The sequence below is a fragment of the Corallococcus sp. AB032C genome (assembly GCF_003668935.1).
In the GTDB taxonomy this organism is placed as follows: domain Bacteria; phylum Myxococcota; class Myxococcia; order Myxococcales; family Myxococcaceae; genus Corallococcus; species Corallococcus exiguus.
Genome location: NZ_RAWP01000018.1, coordinates 18161 through 37506 on the forward strand (window position 1 = coordinate 18161; position 19346 = coordinate 37506).

At 69.6% G+C, this 19346-nt stretch carries 15 protein-coding genes and 1 tRNA gene; 13 read left to right on the forward strand and 3 right to left on the reverse strand.

The genetic code is table 11. The features are described 5' to 3' along the window. Positions 1–185: 185 nt before the first annotated feature. Complete coding sequence (hutH, locus tag D7X99_RS10570) at positions 186–1712, reverse strand: histidine ammonia-lyase (RefSeq protein ID WP_121777659.1); 1527 nt, start codon at positions 1710–1712, stop codon at positions 186–188. A gap of 146 nt (positions 1713–1858) precedes the next feature. Between hutH and D7X99_RS10575 the strand changes: the two genes are divergently transcribed. The 4 genes from D7X99_RS10575 (at position 1859) to D7X99_RS10590 (ending at position 6848) form a co-directional block, all read left to right on the forward strand. Further along, positions 1859–3136 (forward strand): aspartate kinase, encoded by a 1278-nt coding sequence (locus tag D7X99_RS10575; protein WP_121777660.1) that lies wholly within the window; start codon positions 1859–1861, stop codon positions 3134–3136. Positions 3137–3255: 119 nt separating this feature from the next. Continuing rightward, positions 3256–3555, forward strand: a complete 300-nt coding sequence (locus tag D7X99_RS10580; RefSeq protein WP_233613275.1) for a helix-hairpin-helix domain-containing protein — start codon at positions 3256–3258, stop codon at positions 3553–3555. A 9-nt stretch (positions 3556–3564) separates the two neighbouring features. Continuing rightward, positions 3565–5496 carry a zinc-ribbon domain-containing protein gene (locus D7X99_RS10585; protein ID WP_121777662.1) on the forward strand — a complete coding sequence of 644 codons (1932 nt, stop codon included), beginning with the start codon at positions 3565–3567 and terminating at the stop codon, positions 5494–5496. A gap of 155 nt (positions 5497–5651) precedes the next feature. Further along, entirely contained in the window at positions 5652–6848 is a 1197-nt protein-coding gene (locus tag D7X99_RS10590) for a glycosyltransferase family 2 protein (protein WP_121777663.1), read from the forward strand. A 95-nt stretch (positions 6849–6943) separates the two neighbouring features. Here D7X99_RS10590 and D7X99_RS10595 read toward each other — a convergent pair whose 3' ends face one another. After that, positions 6944–7792: a CHAP domain-containing protein gene (locus D7X99_RS10595; protein ID WP_121777664.1), complete on the reverse strand. Its 849-nt coding sequence runs from the start codon at positions 7790–7792 to the stop codon at positions 6944–6946. A gap of 134 nt (positions 7793–7926) precedes the next feature. Between D7X99_RS10595 and D7X99_RS10600 the strand changes: the two genes are divergently transcribed. The 7 genes from D7X99_RS10600 to D7X99_RS10630 all read left to right on the forward strand — a co-directional run bounded on the left by D7X99_RS10600 (position 7927) and on the right by D7X99_RS10630 (position 14928). Further along, positions 7927–9615, forward strand: a complete 1689-nt coding sequence (locus D7X99_RS10600) for a HEAT repeat domain-containing protein (protein ID WP_121777665.1) — start codon at positions 7927–7929, stop codon at positions 9613–9615. Between the two features lie 46 nt (positions 9616–9661). Further along, complete coding sequence (locus tag D7X99_RS10605) at positions 9662–11731, forward strand: ATP-dependent helicase (RefSeq protein ID WP_121777666.1); 2070 nt, start codon at positions 9662–9664, stop codon at positions 11729–11731. Positions 11732–11885: 154 nt separating this feature from the next. Beyond that, the gene (locus tag D7X99_RS10610; RefSeq protein WP_121777730.1) at positions 11886–13508 is read left to right on the forward strand and encodes an Hsp70 family protein; all 1623 of its coding nucleotides are present in this window, start codon (positions 11886–11888) and stop codon (positions 13506–13508) included. A 9-nt stretch (positions 13509–13517) separates the two neighbouring features. Next, positions 13518–13943, forward strand: coding sequence for a hypothetical protein (locus D7X99_RS10615; RefSeq protein WP_121777667.1), 426 nt, complete (start codon positions 13518–13520; stop codon positions 13941–13943). Between the two features lie 15 nt (positions 13944–13958). Then, positions 13959–14243: a hypothetical protein gene (locus D7X99_RS10620; RefSeq protein ID WP_120581302.1), complete on the forward strand. Its 285-nt coding sequence runs from the start codon at positions 13959–13961 to the stop codon at positions 14241–14243. A gap of 86 nt (positions 14244–14329) precedes the next feature. Further along, positions 14330–14401: transfer RNA gene (locus D7X99_RS10625), tRNA-Val, on the forward strand. Positions 14402–14637: 236 nt separating this feature from the next. Further along, complete coding sequence (locus D7X99_RS10630) at positions 14638–14928, forward strand: hypothetical protein (protein ID WP_169828068.1); 291 nt, start codon at positions 14638–14640, stop codon at positions 14926–14928. A gap of 98 nt (positions 14929–15026) precedes the next feature. Here D7X99_RS10630 and D7X99_RS10635 read toward each other — a convergent pair whose 3' ends face one another. Then, entirely contained in the window at positions 15027–16025 is a 999-nt protein-coding gene (locus D7X99_RS10635; protein ID WP_121777731.1) for a TerC family protein, read from the reverse strand. Between the two features lie 382 nt (positions 16026–16407). Between D7X99_RS10635 and D7X99_RS10640 the strand changes: the two genes are divergently transcribed. Both D7X99_RS10640 and D7X99_RS10645 read left to right on the forward strand, forming a co-directional pair. Beyond that, complete coding sequence (locus tag D7X99_RS10640) at positions 16408–17460, forward strand: carbohydrate-binding protein (protein ID WP_121777669.1); 1053 nt, start codon at positions 16408–16410, stop codon at positions 17458–17460. Positions 17461–17711: 251 nt separating this feature from the next. Then, a complete protein-coding gene (locus tag D7X99_RS10645; protein WP_121777670.1) occupies positions 17712–19343 on the forward strand; it encodes a Rieske 2Fe-2S domain-containing protein in 1632 nt (543 codons plus the stop codon). Positions 19344–19346: the final 3 nt, after the last annotated feature.

The window sequence follows — 19346 nt, forward strand, 5'->3', positions numbered from 1 at the left end:
TACATGCTCCCTCGAACCTGGTGCCGATGTGGCGCAGGCAGAGAGGAAGAGCAGAAGCGCAGCACAGACCCGCAGCCGCATGGCGACATCCCTTCTGGCGAGCTGGCGGCTCGCGTGTCACTGCTGACCAGCTCAGTCTGGAAGCACCTTCGGACTCTCCGAAGGTGCCTTTCGGTGACGAGGCTTCAGGCGGTCGCCGACCGCACTGCCTCCCGGATCGCCCCGGACTCCACCAGCGCCGTGACCGCGGAGATGTCGAGATGCAGCTCGCGGTCACGGTCCATGTGCGGAACCTTGCCGCGGATCAGCTCATACGCCGCCAGCACGCCCTTGCCGGGCTTCACCGGCTGACGGAAGTCCAGCGCCTGCGCCGCGACCAGCAGCTCAATCGCCAGACACGAGCGCGCGAACTCCGACACCTGACGGCCCTTCAGCGCCGCCGTCATGCCCATGGACACGTGGTCCTCGCGGCCCGCGGAGGAGGGGATGGAGTCCACCGACGCCGGATGGCTCAGGATGCGCGACTCCGCCACCAGGGCCGCCGCCGTCACCTGCGCGATCATGAACCCGGAGTTCAAGCCTGAGTTCTTCGCCAGGAACGCGGGCAGACCCGACAGGCTCGGGTTCACCATCTGCTCCACTCGCCGCTCGCTAATCGACGACAGCTGCGTCAGCGCCATGGCCACCACGTCCATCGCCAGCGAGATGGGCTGACCGTGGAAGTTGCCTCCGGAGATGATGCTCTCCGTGTCCGCGAACACCAGCGGGTTGTCCGTCCCGCTGTTCACCTCCACCTCCAGGATGCGCCGCGCGAACGCCAATCCCTCTCGCGCCGAGCCGTGCACCTGCGGAATGCACCGCAGGCTGTAGGGGTCCTGCACCTTGCTGCAGTTGACGTGCGTCTCCACCAGCTCGCTGCCCTTGAGAATCCGGCGCAGGTGGTCCGCCACCGCCTTCTGACCCGCGTGCGGGCGCACCGCGTGGATCTCCGGCAGGAACGGCTTGTGGCTTCCCAGCAGGCCCTCCACCGTCATCGCTCCCGCGATGTCCGCCACGTCCGCCAGCAGCTCCGCTCGCAGCTGTGTCAGCGTCCCCACCGCGCACATCGCCTGCGTGCCGTTGATCAGCGTCAGGCCTTCCTTCGCCTCCAGCACCACCGGCTTCAGGCCCGCCTTCTCCAGCGCCTGCTTCGACGGCATTCGCACGCCCTCGAAGAACGCCTCGCCCTCGCCAATCAGCACCAGCGCCAGGTGCGCCAGCGGGGCCAGGTCTCCGGACGCGCCCACGCTTCCCCGCTCGGGGACCACCGGCACCACGTCCTTGTTCAACATGTCGATGGCCAGCCCCAGCGTCTCCATCCGGATGCCGCTGAAGCCCTTCGCCAACACGTTGCACCGCAGCAGCAGGAGCACCCGGGCCTCCGGCAGGGGCAGCGGATTCCCCACGCCACAGGCGTGCGACAGGATGAGGTTGCGTTGCAGGTCTCGCAGGTCCTTCCGGTCGATTCGCACCTCCGCCAGCGTGCCGAAGCCCGTGTTGATTCCGTACGACGGCGTGTCTCCGGCCGCCACCCGGTCCACCAGCGCTCGGGAGGCCTGCACGCGCTTCGCGGCTTCGGGGGCGAGCTCGACCGTGACTTCGTGGCGGGAGACCTGGAGGATCTCCTCCAGCTTCAGGGTGTCACCATCGATGAGGAGGCGGGTGCGGGACATGTGCGGGCTACTCCGGGTATGCGGCTTGAAAGTCGTTGGGCCACGAACGCTAGCGGATTCGCGGCAGGCAGGTTGAGGGCCCTTTACACCCAGGCCCCGGCGCTCATATAGCCTGCGCCCGTCCGTGCAGGGAGGTCGCAAACCCCGTGGCCCTCATCGTCCAGAAGTACGGCGGTACCTCGGTGGGTGACACCGAGCGCATGAAGAACGTCGCGCGCCGCTGCATCGCCGCCCAGAAGGCTGGCCATGACGTCGTGGTGGTCGTCTCCGCCATGTCCGGTGAGACCAACCGCCTGCTCAAGCTCGTGTCGCAGATCACCGACCGGCCCGACGAGCGCGAACAGGACGTCGTCGTCGCCACCGGCGAACAGGTGTCCATCGGGCTCGTCGCCATGGCCATCCATGCGCAGGGCGGCAAGGCCGTGAGCTTCCTCGGCCACCAGGTGCGCATCGTCACCGACAGCACCTTCTCCAAGGCGCGCATCAAGAGCATCGACGCGGAGCCCATCCGCGCCGCGCTGAAGCAGGGGAAGATCGTCGTCGTCGCCGGCTTCCAGGGCGTGGACGAGACGGGCAGCGTCACCACGCTCGGCCGCGGGGGCTCCGACACGACGGGCGTCGCGCTGGCGGCCGCGCTCAAGGCCGACGCGTGTGAAATCTATACGGACGTCGACGGCGTCTACACCACCGACCCCAACGTGTGCCCGGCCGCGAAGAAGCTGGACCGCATCACCTACGAGGAGATGCTGGAGCTGGCCAGCCTGGGCGCCAAGGTGTTGCAGATCCGCTCGGTCGAATTCGCCATGAAGTACAAGGTGCCCCTGTGGGTGAAGTCTTCCTTCACCGAGGATCCGGGCACGCTCGTCTGCGAGGAGGACGCATCCATGGAGGACGTGCTGGTTCGAGGGGTCGCCTACGATCGGAACGAGGCGAAGATCACCGTGGTGGGCGTGCCGGATCAGCCGGGCGCCGCGGCGAAGCTCTTCGGGGCGCTCGACGCGAAGCACATCGTGGTGGATCTCATCGTGCAGAACCTGTCCCGCGAGGGGCGCACCGACGTCACCTTCACCGTCGCCAAGTCGGACTTCGCCAAGGCCCACGAGGTCGTGAAGCAGGCCGCGCAGGACGTGGGCGCCACCGGCGTCGAGGTGGATGACACCATCGCCAAGGTGTCCATCGTCGGCGTGGGCATGCGCAACCACTCGGGCGTGGCGGCGCGGATGTTCCAGACGCTCTCCCAGGAGGGCATCAACATCCAGCTCATCTCCACGTCGGAGATCAAGACCTCCTGCGTGATCCACACGAAGTACACGGAGCTGGCGGTGCGCGCGCTGCACACGGCCTTCGGGCTGGACGCGCCGCCCCCCGTGACGGCCACGCCCACCGTGTCGGAAGTGGACGCGCTCAAGGGGCAGAAGGCCTGAAGCGGTTCGGGCGCACGTCCGCGCTCGCGGCGCTGTCCCTGGGGCTGCTCGCCCTGGGCTTCACCGCCCGGGCGCGGTGGCCGGATTCTCGGCCCTCGCTCGACTGCCCGCCGGAGGCCGTGCGGCTGGACGCGGCGGGACTGGCCACGTGCGGCCCGGGGGCGGTGCCCACGGGGGCGCAGGCGCTCGCGCTGGGACTCAAGCTGGACCTCAACGCCGCCTCCGAGTCCGAGCTGGCCCTGTTGCCCGGTGTGGGCCGCGACCTGGCCAAACGGCTGGTGTCCGCCCGCGAGGAGCAGGGCCGGTTCTCGAGCTGGGAGGACGTGGACGCGGTGCCCGGTGTGGGCGCTGCCAAGTTGGAGACCCTCCGGGCAGCCACCGTGCTGGACGCGGCGGCGGCCGATGGAGGCGTGTGGTAAGCACGGCCGGTGCAGATCGCCTGCCCGCAATGCTCGATGCAGTACGTGCTGGATGCCCGACTCCTGCCGCCCAGCGGCGCGTCGGTGCAGTGCACGCGGTGTGGCCACGTGTTCATGGCTTCGCCTACCGGCGTCATGGCTCCCGCGCCGAAGATTCCTCCGGCGGGTGGGGGAGACCGGACGGGCGCGCAGTCGTCCACGCAGATCTTCGGCGGTGAGGGCGCTTCCAACCTGAAGTCCACGAACCTGTTCGCGGGTTCGACCACGGCCTCCGGCTCGTTCGTTCCGCAGCCGACTCCGGCTTCGGGTGCGCTGACTTCCTCCGGCGTGATTCCTCCGCCTCCGTCCATCGCTCCGGTCGCGGCGCAGCCTCCGGCGGTGATGGGCACGACGCGGGCCTTCGGAGCGGTGGGCCCCGCCGGTATGGGAGCGCCTCCTCCCGCGGCGCCGCCGGAGCAGGGTGCGGCTCCTGGTGCGACGACGCGCGCGTTCGGCGCTGTCTCCGCGTCGTCCTCGGGTTCGTTTCGTCTCGCGGAGCCTGGCTCTTCATGGCGTGGGCCGGAGGGTGGGGGAGCGACGCGTGCGTTCGGCGCGGTGTCGGGTCCCGCGCCGTCGGGTGCCGCCGATGCAAGCATTGGAGCGACCCGTGCGTTTGGCGCGGTGTCGGGCCCCTCGGATTCCGTTTCGGTGTCGGCCTCTCCGGTGTCCTCCGCTCCCCGTTCCTTCGAGAGCATCTCGCCTTCGGGCGACCCCGCGGATCCGCCTTGGTCGGCGGCTGGCGGCTCGCGCTCCAAGCTCGTTCCGGAAGGCAACGGCGACGCGCCCTGGGCGACCTCTTCGCCGACCGCGACCGTCTCCCTGCCCGGGGACGACGCGCCCTTCGCTCGCACCGAGCCCTCGAAGCCCGCGGTTTCGCCTTCCGGCGCGTCGGTGCTCGGGGGCGGGCTGGACCGGCCCCTTCCTTCCCGGAAGCCCTCCGGCGACCTTCCCCCGGAGCTGCTCGGAGCGTCTTCCCGCGCTGACGCCATCGTCATCGAGGACGGCGACCGGCGCTCCTCCGGGATGAGCTGGGTGCTCCTCGGGCTCACGGTGCTCGCGGGCATCGTCCTGGCCGGGTACCTGGCGTATCCCGTCTTCCGTGACCGCAACTCGGCCATGCCCGTGGAGGCCGTGGCGAAGAAGGAAGAGGCCGTGCGGGCGCTGCGCCGCGATGACGCTCCCGCGCGCGAACAGGCCATCCAGGACCTCAAGGTCCTGGCCACCGCCCACCCAAAATACGCCGAGGTCCAGGCCGAGCTGGCCGTGGCCTACACCCTCCAACTGGGCGACCTGCACGCCGAGTTCGACCGGCTGAACCTCCAGGCGGCCGCGATCAAGCGGGAGATCGATGCGGTCACCACCGCGAAGGCGTCGCCGAACTGGATGGGCCAGGCCAACGCGCTCCATGACGACCTGCGCGCGACCGAACGCGACATGCAGCCGCTGCGCGCCGACATCGCCGAGCGGCGCAATGCGCTCGACGCGCTGATGGAGACCCTCCGGGCTGCTCCGGACGTGGAGCCCGCCGCCACCGTCGCCGCGCGCCTCAAGGCCCAGGCCCTCTACGCCGCGGTGACCGGTGCCCCCAACGCCCTGGGCCTCGCGGAACGCCTGCGCCAGGTGGAGCTCCCGCCGTCGTGGAGCGTCCTCGCCCGCGCCGAATACGCCCTCAGCTCCGGTACACCCGCCACCGTCGAGGCCGTCTCCAAGGAGCTGGAAGCCCTGCGCGCGCAGGACCGGTACCTCTTCCGCGCCTTCGTCCTGGGCGCCCGGCTGGCCATCCGCCAGGGCGACCCGGATACGGCCCGGAACCTGCTGGACGAAGTGGTGGCGCTCAACCCCAAGCACGACCTGGCCAGGCGCATGCTCGCTCAAACCGCGGCCTCCGAGCCCTCGCCCTGAAACGTTGACCGGATCACCTCCGCCCCACCCTGGAGAAACTCCAGTCCGTCCCGGGGGCTCGCTGGCTCCCTCGCCCTGAAGTCCCTCTGGATGCTCAGGCACGCACCTTGCTTCGTCCCTGGGCGTCGAGGACTCGGGGTTCGGAGGGTGGGTCGATGGCGGAGGTCTTCTTCTGGTGCGCGGCGCTTGCGCTCGTGCACACTTATTTTCTCTATCCCTTGAGCCTGTTCGCCCTGGAGGGCGCGGCCCAGGTCCTCCAGAACCTGCGCAAGATGCGCTCGGGTGAGGCGGCCAGCGTGGGCGTCAAGGCCGGGCCGTTGCCCTCGGTGAGTCTGGTGGTGGCCGCCTACAACGAGGCGGACTGCATCGAGTCCAAGCTGCGGAACAGCCTGGCGCTGGACTACCCGGCGGACCGCTTCGAGGTCGTCATCGGTTCGGACGGCTCCACGGACGGCACGGACGGCCTCGTGCAGCAGTGCGCGGATGCTCGCGTGCGCCTGTCGCCCGCGGCTCGCGCCGGCAAGACGACGGTGCTCAATCGCTGCATCCCGTCCGCGCACGGCGACATCGTGCTGCTGTCGGATGCGAACACGATGATCGACGCGGACGCGGTGCGGAAGATCGTCCGCCACTTCGAGGATCCGGAGGTCGGCGCCGTCTGCGGCAAGCTGCGCCTCTACAACCCCACGAAGCAGGACTATGAGGAGAGCGCGTACTGGAGCTACGAGTCCCTCATCAAGATGTACGAGGGCCGGCGCGGCGCGGTGGTGGGGGCCAACGGCGGCCTCTACGCCATCCGGCGCTCGCTCTTCACCCAGCTGCCGCCGTCCACCATCGTGGATGACTTCGTGATTCCGCTGCGCATCCTGGAGAGCGGCTTCAAGGTCGTCTACGAGGAGGGCGCTGTCGCTCACGAGGAGACGACGGAGGACTACGGCAAGGAGTTCGGCCGGCGCGCGCGCATCGCGGCGGGCAACTTCCAGAGCCTGGGCCTCGTGCCCGGGCTGCTGCTGCCCACGGCGGGCTTCGCCGCGTTCGCCTTCTGGTCGCACAAGCTCCTGCGCTGGTGCGCTCCCGCGCTGATGGCGCTGGCGCTCGTCGCCAACCTGTTCCTGCTCGACAGCGTGTTCTACCGCTTCACGCTGGGCGCGCAGCTGGGCTTCTACGCCCTGGCGTACCTGGGCCGCGCCGGCGTCTTCAAGAGCGGCGCCGCGAAGAAGGCCACGTCCATCGCGTACTACTTCGTGACCATGAACGCGGCCATCGCCGTGGGCTTCTGGCGCTTCCTGCGCAACTCGCAGCGCGCCGCGTGGGACCGCACGGCCCGCGTGCCGACGTCCACGTCGACCTGACCTTCAACCGAATTGGCAGTCCAGGCCCGCCGGTTCCCCGCGGCGCTCCGGCTGGTTCCGGAAGCGCACGGATGGAATCGGCGGGCTTTCCTTTTTCAGCGGGCCGCCACGGCCATGGGCTTCGCCGGGCCGGAGGGCAGCACGCTTCCGAACGCGGCGAAGAGCTGGCCGGTGAGCACGTGCGGCTGGCCGGGGCCGGGGCTTCGCAGCATGTCGTTGAGCACCTCGCCCGTCTTCGGATCGCGGGCCATGTGGGGGCGCGCCAGGTTCATCTGGTAGCGGACCACGCCGCGCTTCACCCGGTGGATGACGGTGACCGTGCCATCCGCGTCCACGCCGTCCACCAAACCCACGTGGGTGAGGCCGTCGTTGCGCCGGCCGTCGCGGTTCTGATCGTACGTCTCGCGGAAGAACACCAGGTCGCCCGGCACGGGACGCCCGCTCGTGTACACGCGGCCGTTCGCCTGGGCGTAGCGGTACATCGCGGTGACGCCGTTGTCCCCGGGCTTGAGGGTGCCCCGGAACTTCACGCCCGCCTGGGAGTAGGTGGCGTCGATGAGCGCCGTGCAGTCCGCCGGGTAGCGCTTGCCGTTCACCTGCACCGACGACTGGCCCACCAGCGAGCGCGCCGTGGCCAGCACGCGCTCCCGGGGATTGGCCGAGGGGGCAGGGCTGGCTGTCTGCTTCGCGGGCGTGACGCGCGCCTTCGCCGGGGCCTTCTTGGCCGGTGCCTTCGCTACCGCGGGGGCCTTGTTCGGAGCGGAGGTCTTCGCGGGGACGCTCTCACGGACCGCCACCTCCTCGGACAGCGCGGCGCGCGGGAAGGCCGGCGGGGAGGCGGAGCGGTAGCGCACGGCATCCGATGCCACCCAGGCCCCCGTGGGGGAGCCCGTCGCACAGCCCGTCGTCATCGCCAGCATCGCCATCCATGCGCCCAGCTTCATGGCCACCTCGTCCTGTAGCGTCCTGGGACAGAGGCTCCCTCCGCTGGCGCGTGTAGGCAAGAAAACCACCCAGGCAACCGGGCGGAGCGGCTCGGGTTTTCGACCGGGGGCGGGTGGGGTATTGCTGAAGGGGAATGCCCACCTTCCGCCGCGCTCTCGCCCTCGTGCTCCTGGCCACCGGTTGCTCGCACATGTCCTTCGACAAGGCCAGCGAGCTGGACACCGTGCAGGCCTATCAGGACTTCCTGCGTGAGAACCCGGAGGATCCCGAGGCCCTGACGGCCCAGGGGCGCATCGAAGGGCTGGAGTTCGACGAGGCGAAGCGGCTGCACTCGGTCATCGCCTACAAGCGCTTCCTGGAGACGTACCCGGACGCGCCGCAGTTGCAGAGGGCGAAGTCGCTGCTGGAGGGCCTGCGCTTCAACGCGGCGAAGGAGGCGGACACGGAGGCCGGGTGGCGGCAGTTCCTCGCCGAGCACCCCGACGGCACCCACCGCGACGAGGCGCGCACCCGGCTGCAGGCGGCGCAGGAGCGCGACGTCCAGTCGACCACGGACCTCAAGCGCGTGTCCCAGCTCCTCCAGGGCGAGGCCGCCGGCGCGCGCCGCGAGGAGCTGGAGCGCAAGCTGGACGACGAGTCCTTCGCCCAGGCCAAGGACGCCGGGCAGCTCTTCGCCTACCTGCGCGACTTCCCCGCGGGCGCGCACCGCGAGGAGGTCCGCGTCAAGCTGCTGGAACTGGAGGTGGAGGGACTGCTCGTCTCCGGGCTGGTGGACGAGGCCGAGGCGAAGGTGAAGGTCCACCCGCTGGGGCCGAAGCTGACGGGCTTCCCCGCGCGCCTGGCCCGCGCCCGCGAGGAGCAGGGCGCTCTCTCCCGCACCGAGCCCGCCGTTCGCGCGATGCAGGCGGGCCACTACCTGCGCGACCTGGAGGATTTGAAGCGCGCGCTCGTGGCGCCGGATCCGCTGGACCGCTGGCAGGCGGCGGAGGAGCTGGGCCAGCACGTCTCCGTGCGCGCGGTGGATCCGCTGCTGGAGGCGCTGCGCACGGCGCGCAACCCGCTGATCCGCCAGAACGCGCTGTCGTCCCTGCGCTCGGTGCTCTCCGCGCTGCCCGCCCCCGTGGCCGGCTACGAAATCGCCGTGCGGCTGGAGTCCCTGCGCGAGCGCGCCAGCAGCCCGGAACTCTACATCACCGTGGCGACGCTCCTGGACCTGAACGGCCAGCTGGAGCAGGCCGCCAGCCAGTACCAGCGCGTCTATGAGTCCGGCGGCACGGATCCGGTGGTGCTCTGGCGCTGGGTGCAGCTGCGAGAGCAGCGCCGCCAGGCGTTCTCCGCGGCGGTGGCGGCCCGGCAGCTCGCGGTGTGGGCCCAGACGACCGCGCGCGAGGAGCTCGTGTCCGCGGAGGGTGGGGTGCCCCTGGCTTCGGCCCGTCAGCTCTGTGCGGCGGTGGTGGACGCGCGCTTCGCGGCCCAGGCCATCGCCCGGGTCCGCAACGAGAAGACGGAGTTCCCCGAGGACATGGACACCTTCGAGCGCACCGCCCAGGACGCGGTCCGCTTGGCCGAGGCGAAGCTCGCGGACGCGGAGCTGCTCCTGCGTCAGCAGCACCCTGGCGTGCGCACCTGCGCGGATCAACAGGTCGCCGAGCGCCTGTCGCAGGGAGTGAAGGAGCGCACCCAGGCGCTCCAGCAGGCGTCGAGCGCGAAGCTGCCCAAGCCCGTGGGCACGCTGCTGCTGGAGCTGGCCCGCGAGCGCGATCCGTCCCCGGAGGTCCGCGCCGCGGCGGCCTCCCGGTTGGCTGGATCCACCCCTCCCTGAGACGGACTGGCGGACCCGACGGCGGCGGTTAGAGTCCCAGCCCCCCATGGCCGCCCCCCTGCCGCTGATCCACGCCGTCCCCACCGGAGCGCCCTCGCGCGGTCTGGACCTGGATGGCGCGCTCAACGACGAGCAGCGCGCGGCCGTCGAAGCAGGGGAGGGGCCCGTGCTCGTGATCGCCGGTGCGGGCTCCGGCAAGACGCGCACGCTCACGTACCGCGTGGCGCGCATGCTGGAGCGGGGCGTCCCGCCGTCCTCGCTGCTGCTCCTCACGTTCACCAACAAGGCCGCGCGCGAGATGACCCGCCGCGTGGAGGAGCTGGCCGGCGGCTTCGCGGACGTGGGCAGTCTCCTCGGCGGCACCTTCCACCACGCGGCGCACGTGCTCCTGCGCCAGCACGCGGGGGCGCTCGGCTTCTCCACCGGCTTCACGGTGTTGGATCGCGAGGACGCGCGCGACCTGATGGCCACGTGCCTGGCGGAGCGGAAGCTGAGAAGCGACAAGCGCTTCCCGCGTCCGGACGCGCTGTTGGACCTGGTCTCCCTGGCCACCAACCTCCAGCAGCCCGTGTCGCAGGTGCTGGTGGACCGGCGCAGGGAGATGCTGCCCGTGGCCCCGGAGGTGTTCGCCACCGCGCGGCGCTTCCAGCAGCGCAAGGCGCAGCTGCACCTGATGGACTACGACGACCTGCTGGCGCACCTGAAGCGGCTGCTGGAGGACCACCCGTCCGTCCGCGCGGAGCTCACCGGGCGCTTCAAGGGCGTGCTCGTGGACGAGTATCAGGACACGAACCGCCTCCAGGGCGACCTCGTGGACCTGCTCGTGGGGGAGCGCCGCAACCTCACCGTCGTGGGCGACGACTGCCAGTCCATCTACAGCTTCCGGGGCGCGGAGTTCACCAACATCATCGACTTTCCCCAGCGCTACCCCGGCTGCGGCATCTACCCGCTCACGCGCAACTACCGCTCCACGCCCCAGGTGCTGCGGCTGGCCAACGCCGTCATCGAGCGCAACACCCGCCAGTTCCCCAAGGCGCTCGTGTCCGACGGCGCCCCCGGTCCCGTGCCCCAGGTGGTGCCCACCCGCGACGTGAAGGCCCAGGCCGCCTTCGTCGCCGAGCGCGTCCTGGAGCTGCGCGCCCGGGGGCAGCGGCTGGAGTCCATGGCGGTGCTCTACCGCGCCCACCTGCACTCGCTGGAGCTCCAGCTGGAGCTGACGCGCCACGGGCTGCCGTTCCGCGTGCGCTCCGGGGTGCGCTTCTTCGAGCAGGCCCACGTCAAGGACGCGCTCGCCCACCTGCGATGGGCGCACAACCGGAACGACGAGCTGGCCTTCAAGCGGCTCGCGCGGAAGCTCTCCGGCGTGGGCACCGCCAGCACGGAACACCTGTGGACCGCCCTGTCCGCGCTGCCCCCGGAGCTGTCCCTCCCGGACGCGCTGGCCCACCCGGACGTCCAGGCCCACGTGCCGCGCAAGGCGAAGGCCGGCTTCCAGCGCTTCCAGACCCTGATGACCGCCCTGTCCGTCGGAGGTCTCCAGAGCCCGGGGAGCCCCGGCGCGCTGCTCGCGGAGGTGCTGGCGGCTCGCGAGCCCCCGGCCACCCCGGACGGGGTCGACCCCCGCGCGGAGGACCTGCGCCAGCTCCAGGAGTTCGCCGGCCGCTTCGAGGACGTGCCCCGCTTCCTGTCCGCCATCGCCCTGGTGGCCGAGTTCTCCGCCCGGGCCGCCCTGGAGGGCGACGGCGAGGCCCCGAACGACGTGCTCACCCTCACCACGGTCCATCAGGCCAAGGGGCTGGAGTGGCGGACCGTCTTCGTGCTGAACCTCACCGACGGGCGCTTCCCCCTGTCGCTCGCCACGCGCGACCTGGAGAACGAGGAGGAGGAGCGCCGCCTCTTCTATGTCGCCGTCACCCGGGCCCGGGAGGCGCTGTGGCTCGTGTACCCCCATACCTCACTGCCCCGGGAGGACGGGCGGCTGCTGCTCACCCCGTCCCGCTTCCTGGCCGAGCTGCCGGTGGGGCCTGACGCGGTGTGTGAGACGCACCCGCCCCCGGAGCCCGACGGGCCGATCCGCCTGCGCGACCTGGGGCCGGATCCAGACCGGGAGTTGTAGGCCAGGCCCGAAATCAGCCCCCCTGGTGGGCAGGCTGGCCAGAACTACAGTCAGGGAGGAAGCGTCCGCCTAGAAACGCGCACGCGACGCCTCGACGTGCTAGAGAGTGAGGACGGGCGCGGCCTCTCCCCCTGAGCCGTGCACGTTGACCTTCATGGCGGACAGACCTCGCATCGTCGGGATTGACCTGGGCACCACCAACACCTTGGTGGCATCCGTGCGCAACCGCATCCCGAAGATCGTCCCCACGGACCGCGGCAACCTCATCCTGCCCTCCGTGGTCGCGCTGTCCGCCAAGAACGACCTGCTGGTCGGCGGCGTCGCCAAGGACCAGATGGTGACCAACCCCAAGAACACGCTCTGGGGCACCAAGCGCCTGATCGGCCGCAAGTACCATTCGAAGGCGGTGGAGGACCTCAAGGGGTACTTCCCCTACGACATCGTCGAGGACCCCAACGGGGACACCGCCGTCACGATGGGCGGCAAGCTCTACACGCTGCCGCAGGTCTCCAGCTTCGTGCTGTCCCAGCTGAAGACCATCGCGGAGCAGTTCCTGGGCGGCCCCATCGACGCGGCCGTCATCTCCGTCCCCGCCTATTACAACGACAACCAGCGCAATGCCGTAAAGGAGGCCGGGCGCCTGGCCGGCTTCGACGTCAAGCGCATCGTCAACGAGCCCACCGCCGCGGCGCTGGCCTACGGCTTCAACCGGGGCCTGGATCAGAAGGTCCTCGTCTATGACCTGGGCGGCGGCACCTTCGACGTCAGCGTGCTGCACCTGGCCGGCAACGTCTTCGAGGTGCTGGCCACCGGCGGCGACTCCTTCCTGGGCGGCGCGGACTTCGACAACCGCATCATGGAGTACGTGCTGGAGCGCTTCCGCGACGAGACCAAGGTCGACCTGACCGAAAGCCCCATCGCCCTCCAGCGCATCAAGAACGCCGCCGAGGCGGCGAAGATCGACCTGACGCTCATCCCGAACGTCGTCATCGACCTGCCCTACATTGAAGAGCGCAAGGGCAAGCCGTTGGATCTGCGCATCCCGCTGACCCGCGAGTACCTCAACAACCTCACCGGCGACCTGGTGGACCGCACCTTCGACATCTGCGACCGGGTGCTCGCGGAGAAGGGCATCAGCCGCTCGGAGATCGACGAGATCATCCTGGTGGGCGGCCAGAGCCGCATGCCGCTGGTGCAGCAGAAGATCCAGGCCCACTTCGGCAAGGCCCCGCGCAAGGGCGTGCACCCGGACGAGTGCGTGGCCCTGGGCGCCGCGCTCCTGGGCGACTCGCTGGGCAGCATCGACGCGGTGACGCTGCTGGACGCGCTGTCCATGCCCATTGGCTACGCGATGCCCAACGGCCGCGTGAAGCGCATCATCGAGAAGAACTCGCTGATCCCGATGGTGAAGAGCTTCCGCCTGCCGCCGCCGCAGCAGCCGGGCGCGCAGTTCATCGAGCTGGACATCTACCAGGGCGACAGCGACCTGATGGTGGACAACGAGTACCTGGGCACCGTCCGCGTGCCGGCCGCCGCCGCGGGCCGGAAGATCGACTTCCGCCTCACCGAGGAGTGTCTCCTCCAGGTGCAGGTGGAGGACGCGAACGGCATGTCGCGCAAGGTGGATCTGGCCACCCGCGACACGCCCGAGCAGTTGAAGAAGGCCCTGCAGGAAGTCGCCTCGCGCAACACGCCAGCTGCTCCGTCGAGCAGCAGCGGGCCGAGCGATGACCGCGGCCTCTTCTCCAGCATCAAGAGCATCTTCCGTAGGGGGTAGGGAGGCGCGATGCCGAAGTTTCCGTCGAAGGAATGGCTGGACGAAGCCGTCCGGCTCACCAATGCAGACCCGGAGTGCGCCATCGCCGGCAAGGGCTGGAAGGGCGACTTCGGGGCCATCATCGAGGCGGAGAAGGGCAAGCTGGACAAGCCCTTCGTCGTCCACGTGGAGCCCGGGGACTGTGACATCAAGCGGGCCCGCGTGCTGTCGGATCCGGACGACCTGGACGAGCTGGAGCCGGTGTACCTGGCCCGCGCGCCGTACTCCGTCTGGAAGCAGCTGCTGCTGGGCACATTGGACCCGGTGGAGGCGGTGCTCAAGCGCCGCATCTCCATGCGGGGGGACCTGCAGCCGCTCATCGAACGCATGCGCTACAAGGGCATCGCCGACCGCGTCTTCGCCGCGCTGAAGACCGAGTTCCCCGACGGCCCCTGAGGCCAGAGGACACCCATGGGCATCCGGGACGACTTGAAGAAGCAGGCGCTGGGGCTGTCCAGCATGGCCATGGAGAAGCTCATGGCCGACGAGAAGCGCGCCATGGCCGTGGCCCAGGCCATTGGCCGTGTCCAGCGCGGCAAGCAGGCCCTGGACCGCGGACAGGAAGAGGTCATGAAGGCCCTGCACTTCGCGCCGAAGGGCGACTTCAAGGCCGTGGGGAAGCAGCTCGCGGGCCTCAAGCGCCGCCTGCGCGAGCTGGACGAGAAGCTGGAAGCGCTCGCGGAAGAATCCTCCTAGAAAAGGCGTTGACACCCACGCGCACGAATGGCATTTACCGCCGCGTCCGTTGCGCAGCGGTGGCGCGGCGGGCGGCACAGACAGCAGGGCGCGTAGCTCAGCGGTAGAGCACTGCCTTCACACGGCAGGGGTCGCAGGTTCGAAACCTGCCGCGCCCACTCAAGAAAGGCCGTGAGTCCTCAGGGGCTCACGGCCTTTCGCTTTTCCAGCTCCTGACAGTTGCTGTTCGCGGGGCGGAGGCGCCCGTTGGCTGTCGCACGCGGCCGGGCCGCAGTGTCGGGTTCCGGCGCAATCGTCAGGGTCGGGGCGTGGTCGGCGATCCGCCGATTGTGCGACCTTCACGGCCGTGCCCAGGACATTGCGATTCACGTGGGATCAGCAGGGACGGGCGGTCGTGAGTGGCCTGCCGCCCGACGACGTGCTGGCGGACTACCTCGCCCAGGAGCTGCGGCCGGATGCGAACCGGGCGCAGGGGATGCTGCGCGAACTGACGGCGCTGCGGCAGGGACAGCGGGATCGGTGGGACGTCACCGGAGAGACCTGGAGCCTGGAGCTCAACCGGGCCCGGGCCTCCATCCACAGCGAGGTGGCCATCCCCGGCCGCTCCCAGGACCTGCCCCTGGAGGAGTTCGAGGACGCCATCCGCTCCTGGCTGGAGTTCATGGAGCTGTCCCGGGGCCATTAAAAAAGAGGCCCGAGCCCCCATGCGCTTCGAGGGCCCGGGCCCGGAGCCCCACACCCCATGGGACCCACAGCCGGAAAAATGTTGGTTCCGCGGGAGCGTCAGCTCTTCGCGGGGGCCGCCGCGTCGCGGCTCACGTCCGAAGTCGCCTCAGCGTTGGGCGCGTGCGGCGGCGTGTTCCGGGCCTTCACCAGCGAGGCCACGATGCTTCCGCCCAGCACCAGCGCGATGACGCCCAGGGAGACGGCCGGGGACAGGTGCACCACGTCCACCAGCGCCATCTTCGCGCCCACGAAGACGAGCACGCCGGACAGGCCGACCTTCAGGTAGGTGAACTTCTCCATCGCCCCGGCCATCAGGAAGAAGAGCGAGCGCAGGCCCAGGATGGCGAAGATGTTCGACGTGAAGACGATGAACGGGTCGCGCGTCACCGCGAAGATGGCGGGGATGGAGTCCAGCGCGAAGAGCACGTCGGACGCCTCCACCAGCATCAGCGCCATGAGCAGCGGCGTCGCCAGCTTGCGGCCGTTCTCCACCGTGAGGAAGTGCTGCCCGTGGAAGTGCGGCGTGGAGGGGATGACGCGGCGGGCGGTGCGCATCAGCCAGCCGTCCTCCGGGTGCTCCTCGTGGTTGCGCTGGATGAAGAGCTTCACGCCCGTGATGATGAGGAAGGCGCCGAAGACGTAGATGAGCCAGTGGAAGCGCTCCAGCATCGCCACGCCCGCGAAGATCATCGCCGCGCGCAGCACCAGCGCGCTCAGGATGCCCCAGAAGAGGACCCGGTGCTGGTAGTGGGCCGGGACCTTCATCGTGGAGAAGATGACGACGAAGACGAAGATGTTGTCGACGGAGAGCGACTTCTCGATGAGGTAGCCGGTGAGGAACTCCATGCCCGGCCCGGCGCCGTAGCGCCACCACAGGAAGGCGTTGAACGCCAGCGACAGGCTCACCCACACCGCGCTCCAGGCCCCGGCCTCCTTGAAGCTCACCGTGTGCGCCTTGCGGTGGAACACACCGAGGTCCAGCGCGAGCATCGCGAATACGAACGCGATGAAGCCGCCCCACATGAGGGGGCTGCCGATGGTTTGGAAGGATTCCAACGAGTTCACCTGGGGAAGGCACGGGGAGCCAACCCCTCTCAAATAGGAGCGTCGGCTATCTTCGGCAAATAGAGAATCCGGACGCGATGCTTCGGGAAAACAGAAGTATCGCCCGGGAGCAGGCGTCCCGCCGGGGCAGGGGGGCCGGACGGCCGGGGGCTCTTGAGGTCCTTGTCGCCAGGGGAAGTGTTCATTTCCGCCATGGTTTTCAATGACCCCGGCTGGAGAACGCTTTCACCGGGCCATTGAGACCAGCCGAGCGCCCGCACCTCCCGTGGCACGTGAGCCAGGAGGCACGGTGCGTGGGTGACGGGGCCGCCGGCGAAGGCGTCGCGGCCGCTGCCCGTCTCGAGGGCCCCCGAGCACGGAAACCCCCTGCCCGATGCGGAACCGATTTGTCTTCACGTCCAGCGCGCTGCTGGTGGCACTCCATGCCTTTGGCTGTGGCGCGAGCCCCGAAGGCGACACGACGACCCCGACCGGCGAGGTGAGCACCCCCGCGCCTGGCCCCGCCCCTGGCGTCCCTGCCACGCCCACGCCGGCCCCCGAGCCGGAGGGCACCCCGGAGCCCGTCCCCTCGGAGACGGAGGCCCCGCAGGACCCCACGGCGCCCACGCCCACCGCACCGCCGGAGGACACGCCAGCTCCTGCTCCGTCGGGTGTGGATGGCTTCGGCGTGACGATGCTGTACCCCTCACTGCCGGGCGGTGAGTCCTGGGCGCTCGCGGAGGATGCCACCGCGGACAAGCGCTTTGATCCGCAGGGCACCATCACGCGCAACGCGGACGGCTCCTGGAAGATGAAGAGCACGAAGGTGCGCATGAGCGCCTTGCCGGCCTCGGGCTACGACGCGAAGCAGATCGCCACGTATGACCGCGACGTGCTGGCGAGCCGCGGCTACATGCAGGCGGCCAACGACTGGAAGAACATCGAGATGACCGGCTTCGTGAAGGTCAACGCGGTGAACAACACCCAGGACAACTTCGCCTGGTACGCGCGCGGCGGGAAGCACAACGACAACAACTCCGGCTGCGAGGGCAGCAGCTACAAGGGCGGTCTGCACTACGACGGCCGCGTGCGCTGGGAGAAGGAGACCTGGCACGTGTCCTACGACCAGGCCCCGTACAAGCCGGCCACCTCCGCGCTGAAGGGCCGCTGGGTGGGCTTCAAGGCCGTCATGCACAACGTGCCGGGCGCGAACGGCGCGGAAGCGGTGAAGCTGGAGCTGTACCTCAACGACAACGCCGACAAGGTCACCTGGACCAAGGTCTACGACATGACCGACGACGGGAAGTGGGGCGGAGATGCCCAGCACTGCGGCGGATCCGTGGGGGCCATGCCCATTACGTGGGGCGGGCCCATCGCCACGTTCCGCTGGGACAACGCCACGGACGTGGACTTCAAGTGGATGAGCGTCCGGGAGATCCAGCCCTAGTCAGGCCGCACGCCGCACGTCCTGAAGTCAGCAGGAGAGGGGGGCCTTACTCGGGCCTCCCTCTCTTTTTGTTCGCGGCCTGACGTGGCGCGCGTGGGCTTTCCGACAGGAGGGGCGCGCCGGGGTGCCGCTGGAAAGAGACGCCCTAGCTTCGCAGCCTAGCTGACGCCGGGGCCACGGGCTGCCCGGGCGCACAGCCACTCCAGGGCGCGGTCCTCCCGGCCGGGCCTTCCACACGAGGGACGACGTTCATGCGGATCACCTTCCTGGGTCATGCGGGCTTCGCGGTGGAGACCGCTGGAGCGCTCGTCGTCATGGATCCGTGGCTGACGCCCCAGGGGGCCTTTGACTCCGCGTGGATGCAGCTGCCTCGCAACCACCACCTGGCGCCGCGCGTGAAGGAGCTGCTGGAGACGCCGGGCAAGGAGCGCTTCCTCTACATCAGCCACGAGCACAAGGATCACTTCGACCCGGAGTTCCTGGCCACTATCGCGAAGCGGGACTTCACCGTGCTGGTGCCCAGGTTCCGCCGCTCGGAGCTGCGGGACATCTTCGAGAAGTACGGCTGCAAGCGCGTCATCGCGTGCGAGGACTCGCGCGAGATTCCCATCAAGGGCGGCTACATCAAGCTCTTCGTGTCGGAGCAGGGCACCAACCGCGACTCCAGCGTGATGGTGCGAGGCGACGGGCAGTGCTTCCTCAACATCAACGACTGCAAGATGCACGACCGCCTGGTGCGCGTCATCGCGGAGGAGGGGCCCATCGACGTCTTCTCCGCCCAGTTCTCCGGCGCCATCTGGCACCCCACCTGTTACGAGTACCCGCAGGAGACGTACTCGGCCATCAGCCTGAAGAAGCGCGACAGCAAGTTCGAGGCGGTGTCGCGTGCGTTGGAAGTGGTGCAGCCCCGCGCGTACATCGCGGCGGCGGGCCCTGCGGCCTTCCTGGACCCGGCGCTCTTCAACCTGAACTTCCAGGACGTGAACATCTTCCCGCGCGCGCCCGTGCTCTTCTCCTACCTGGAGAAGCGCATGCCCACGCTGCCCACGCGCTACCTGGAGCCCATGCCCGGGGACGTGCTGGACGCGGGCTCGCTGGAGTTCGTGTCCCAGGTGCCGGAGCGCGTGACGACGGAGAACTTCAAGGAGTACCTCCACACGTACGCGAAGGACATGGCCTACGTCTTCCGCGAGCGCCGCCGCAACCTGATGCGCGAGGAGGTGGATGAAATCCACGCCCGCCTGCGCGTGGAGCTGCAGCGCAAGCTGGACCTGTTGGATCTGCACGACCGCGTGGGCATGCCGTTCTACGTGGAGCTGACGGAGGCGCCCACGCGGCTGTTGCGCGTGGACTTCAAGGGCCGCCGCGTGGATGAAGTGACGGAGATGCGCGACAAGAGCCGCTACGCGATGAAGGTGAGCGCGAGCGACATCGTGCGCGTGTTGGACCGCAAGCTGAACTGGGAGGACTTCCTCTTGTCCTTCCGCCTGCGGCTGTCCCGCAACCCGGACGTCTACGAGCCCGTGCTGCACGGCTTCCTGGGCGTGGAGGTGGAGGACATCCGCGAGTTCTGCGACGGCATCCGCGCCACGGAGGCCCAGAAGGAGCGCACCGTGGTGGAGGCCGGCGGCAAGCGCTTCACCATCCAGCGCTTCTGCCCGCACCAGGGCGCGGACCTGGAGGAGGGCTGGGTGGAGGAGGGCCGCTACGTGGTGTGCCCGCGCCACCGCTGGCGGTTCGACCTGCAGAACGGCGGCGTGTGCAAGTCCAACAACTCCTCGCTCTGCGCGGAGCCCGTCGCGGACAAGCCGGAGAAGGTGGAGCGCGCCGGCGACAAGGCGCCCGCCGTGGACAAGGCGCCCGTCGAACCGCCGCGCGTCTGAAGC

What these genes read in the sequence shown, in the direction of transcription:
- D7X99_RS10605 (WP_121777666.1), top strand. Translation starts at nt 9,662, where the DNA reads ATGGCCGCCCCCCTGCCGCTGATCCACGCCGTCCCCACCGGAGCGCCC.
- D7X99_RS10615 (WP_121777667.1), top strand. Translation starts at nt 13,518, where the DNA reads ATGCCGAAGTTTCCGTCGAAGGAATGGCTGGACGAAGCCGTCCGGCTC.
- hutH (WP_121777659.1), bottom strand. Translation starts at nt 1,712, where the DNA reads ATGTCCCGCACCCGCCTCCTCATCGATGGTGACACCCTGAAGCTGGAG.
- D7X99_RS10600 (WP_121777665.1), top strand. Translation starts at nt 7,927, where the DNA reads ATGCCCACCTTCCGCCGCGCTCTCGCCCTCGTGCTCCTGGCCACCGGT.
- D7X99_RS10620 (WP_120581302.1), top strand. Translation starts at nt 13,959, where the DNA reads ATGGGCATCCGGGACGACTTGAAGAAGCAGGCGCTGGGGCTGTCCAGC.
- D7X99_RS10595 (WP_121777664.1), bottom strand. Translation starts at nt 7,792, where the DNA reads ATGAAGCTGGGCGCATGGATGGCGATGCTGGCGATGACGACGGGCTGT.
- D7X99_RS10590 (WP_121777663.1), top strand. Translation starts at nt 5,652, where the DNA reads ATGGCGGAGGTCTTCTTCTGGTGCGCGGCGCTTGCGCTCGTGCACACT.
- D7X99_RS10645 (WP_121777670.1), top strand. Translation starts at nt 17,712, where the DNA reads ATGCGGATCACCTTCCTGGGTCATGCGGGCTTCGCGGTGGAGACCGCT.
- D7X99_RS10610 (WP_121777730.1), top strand. Translation starts at nt 11,886, where the DNA reads ATGGCGGACAGACCTCGCATCGTCGGGATTGACCTGGGCACCACCAAC.
- D7X99_RS10640 (WP_121777669.1), top strand. Translation starts at nt 16,408, where the DNA reads ATGCGGAACCGATTTGTCTTCACGTCCAGCGCGCTGCTGGTGGCACTC.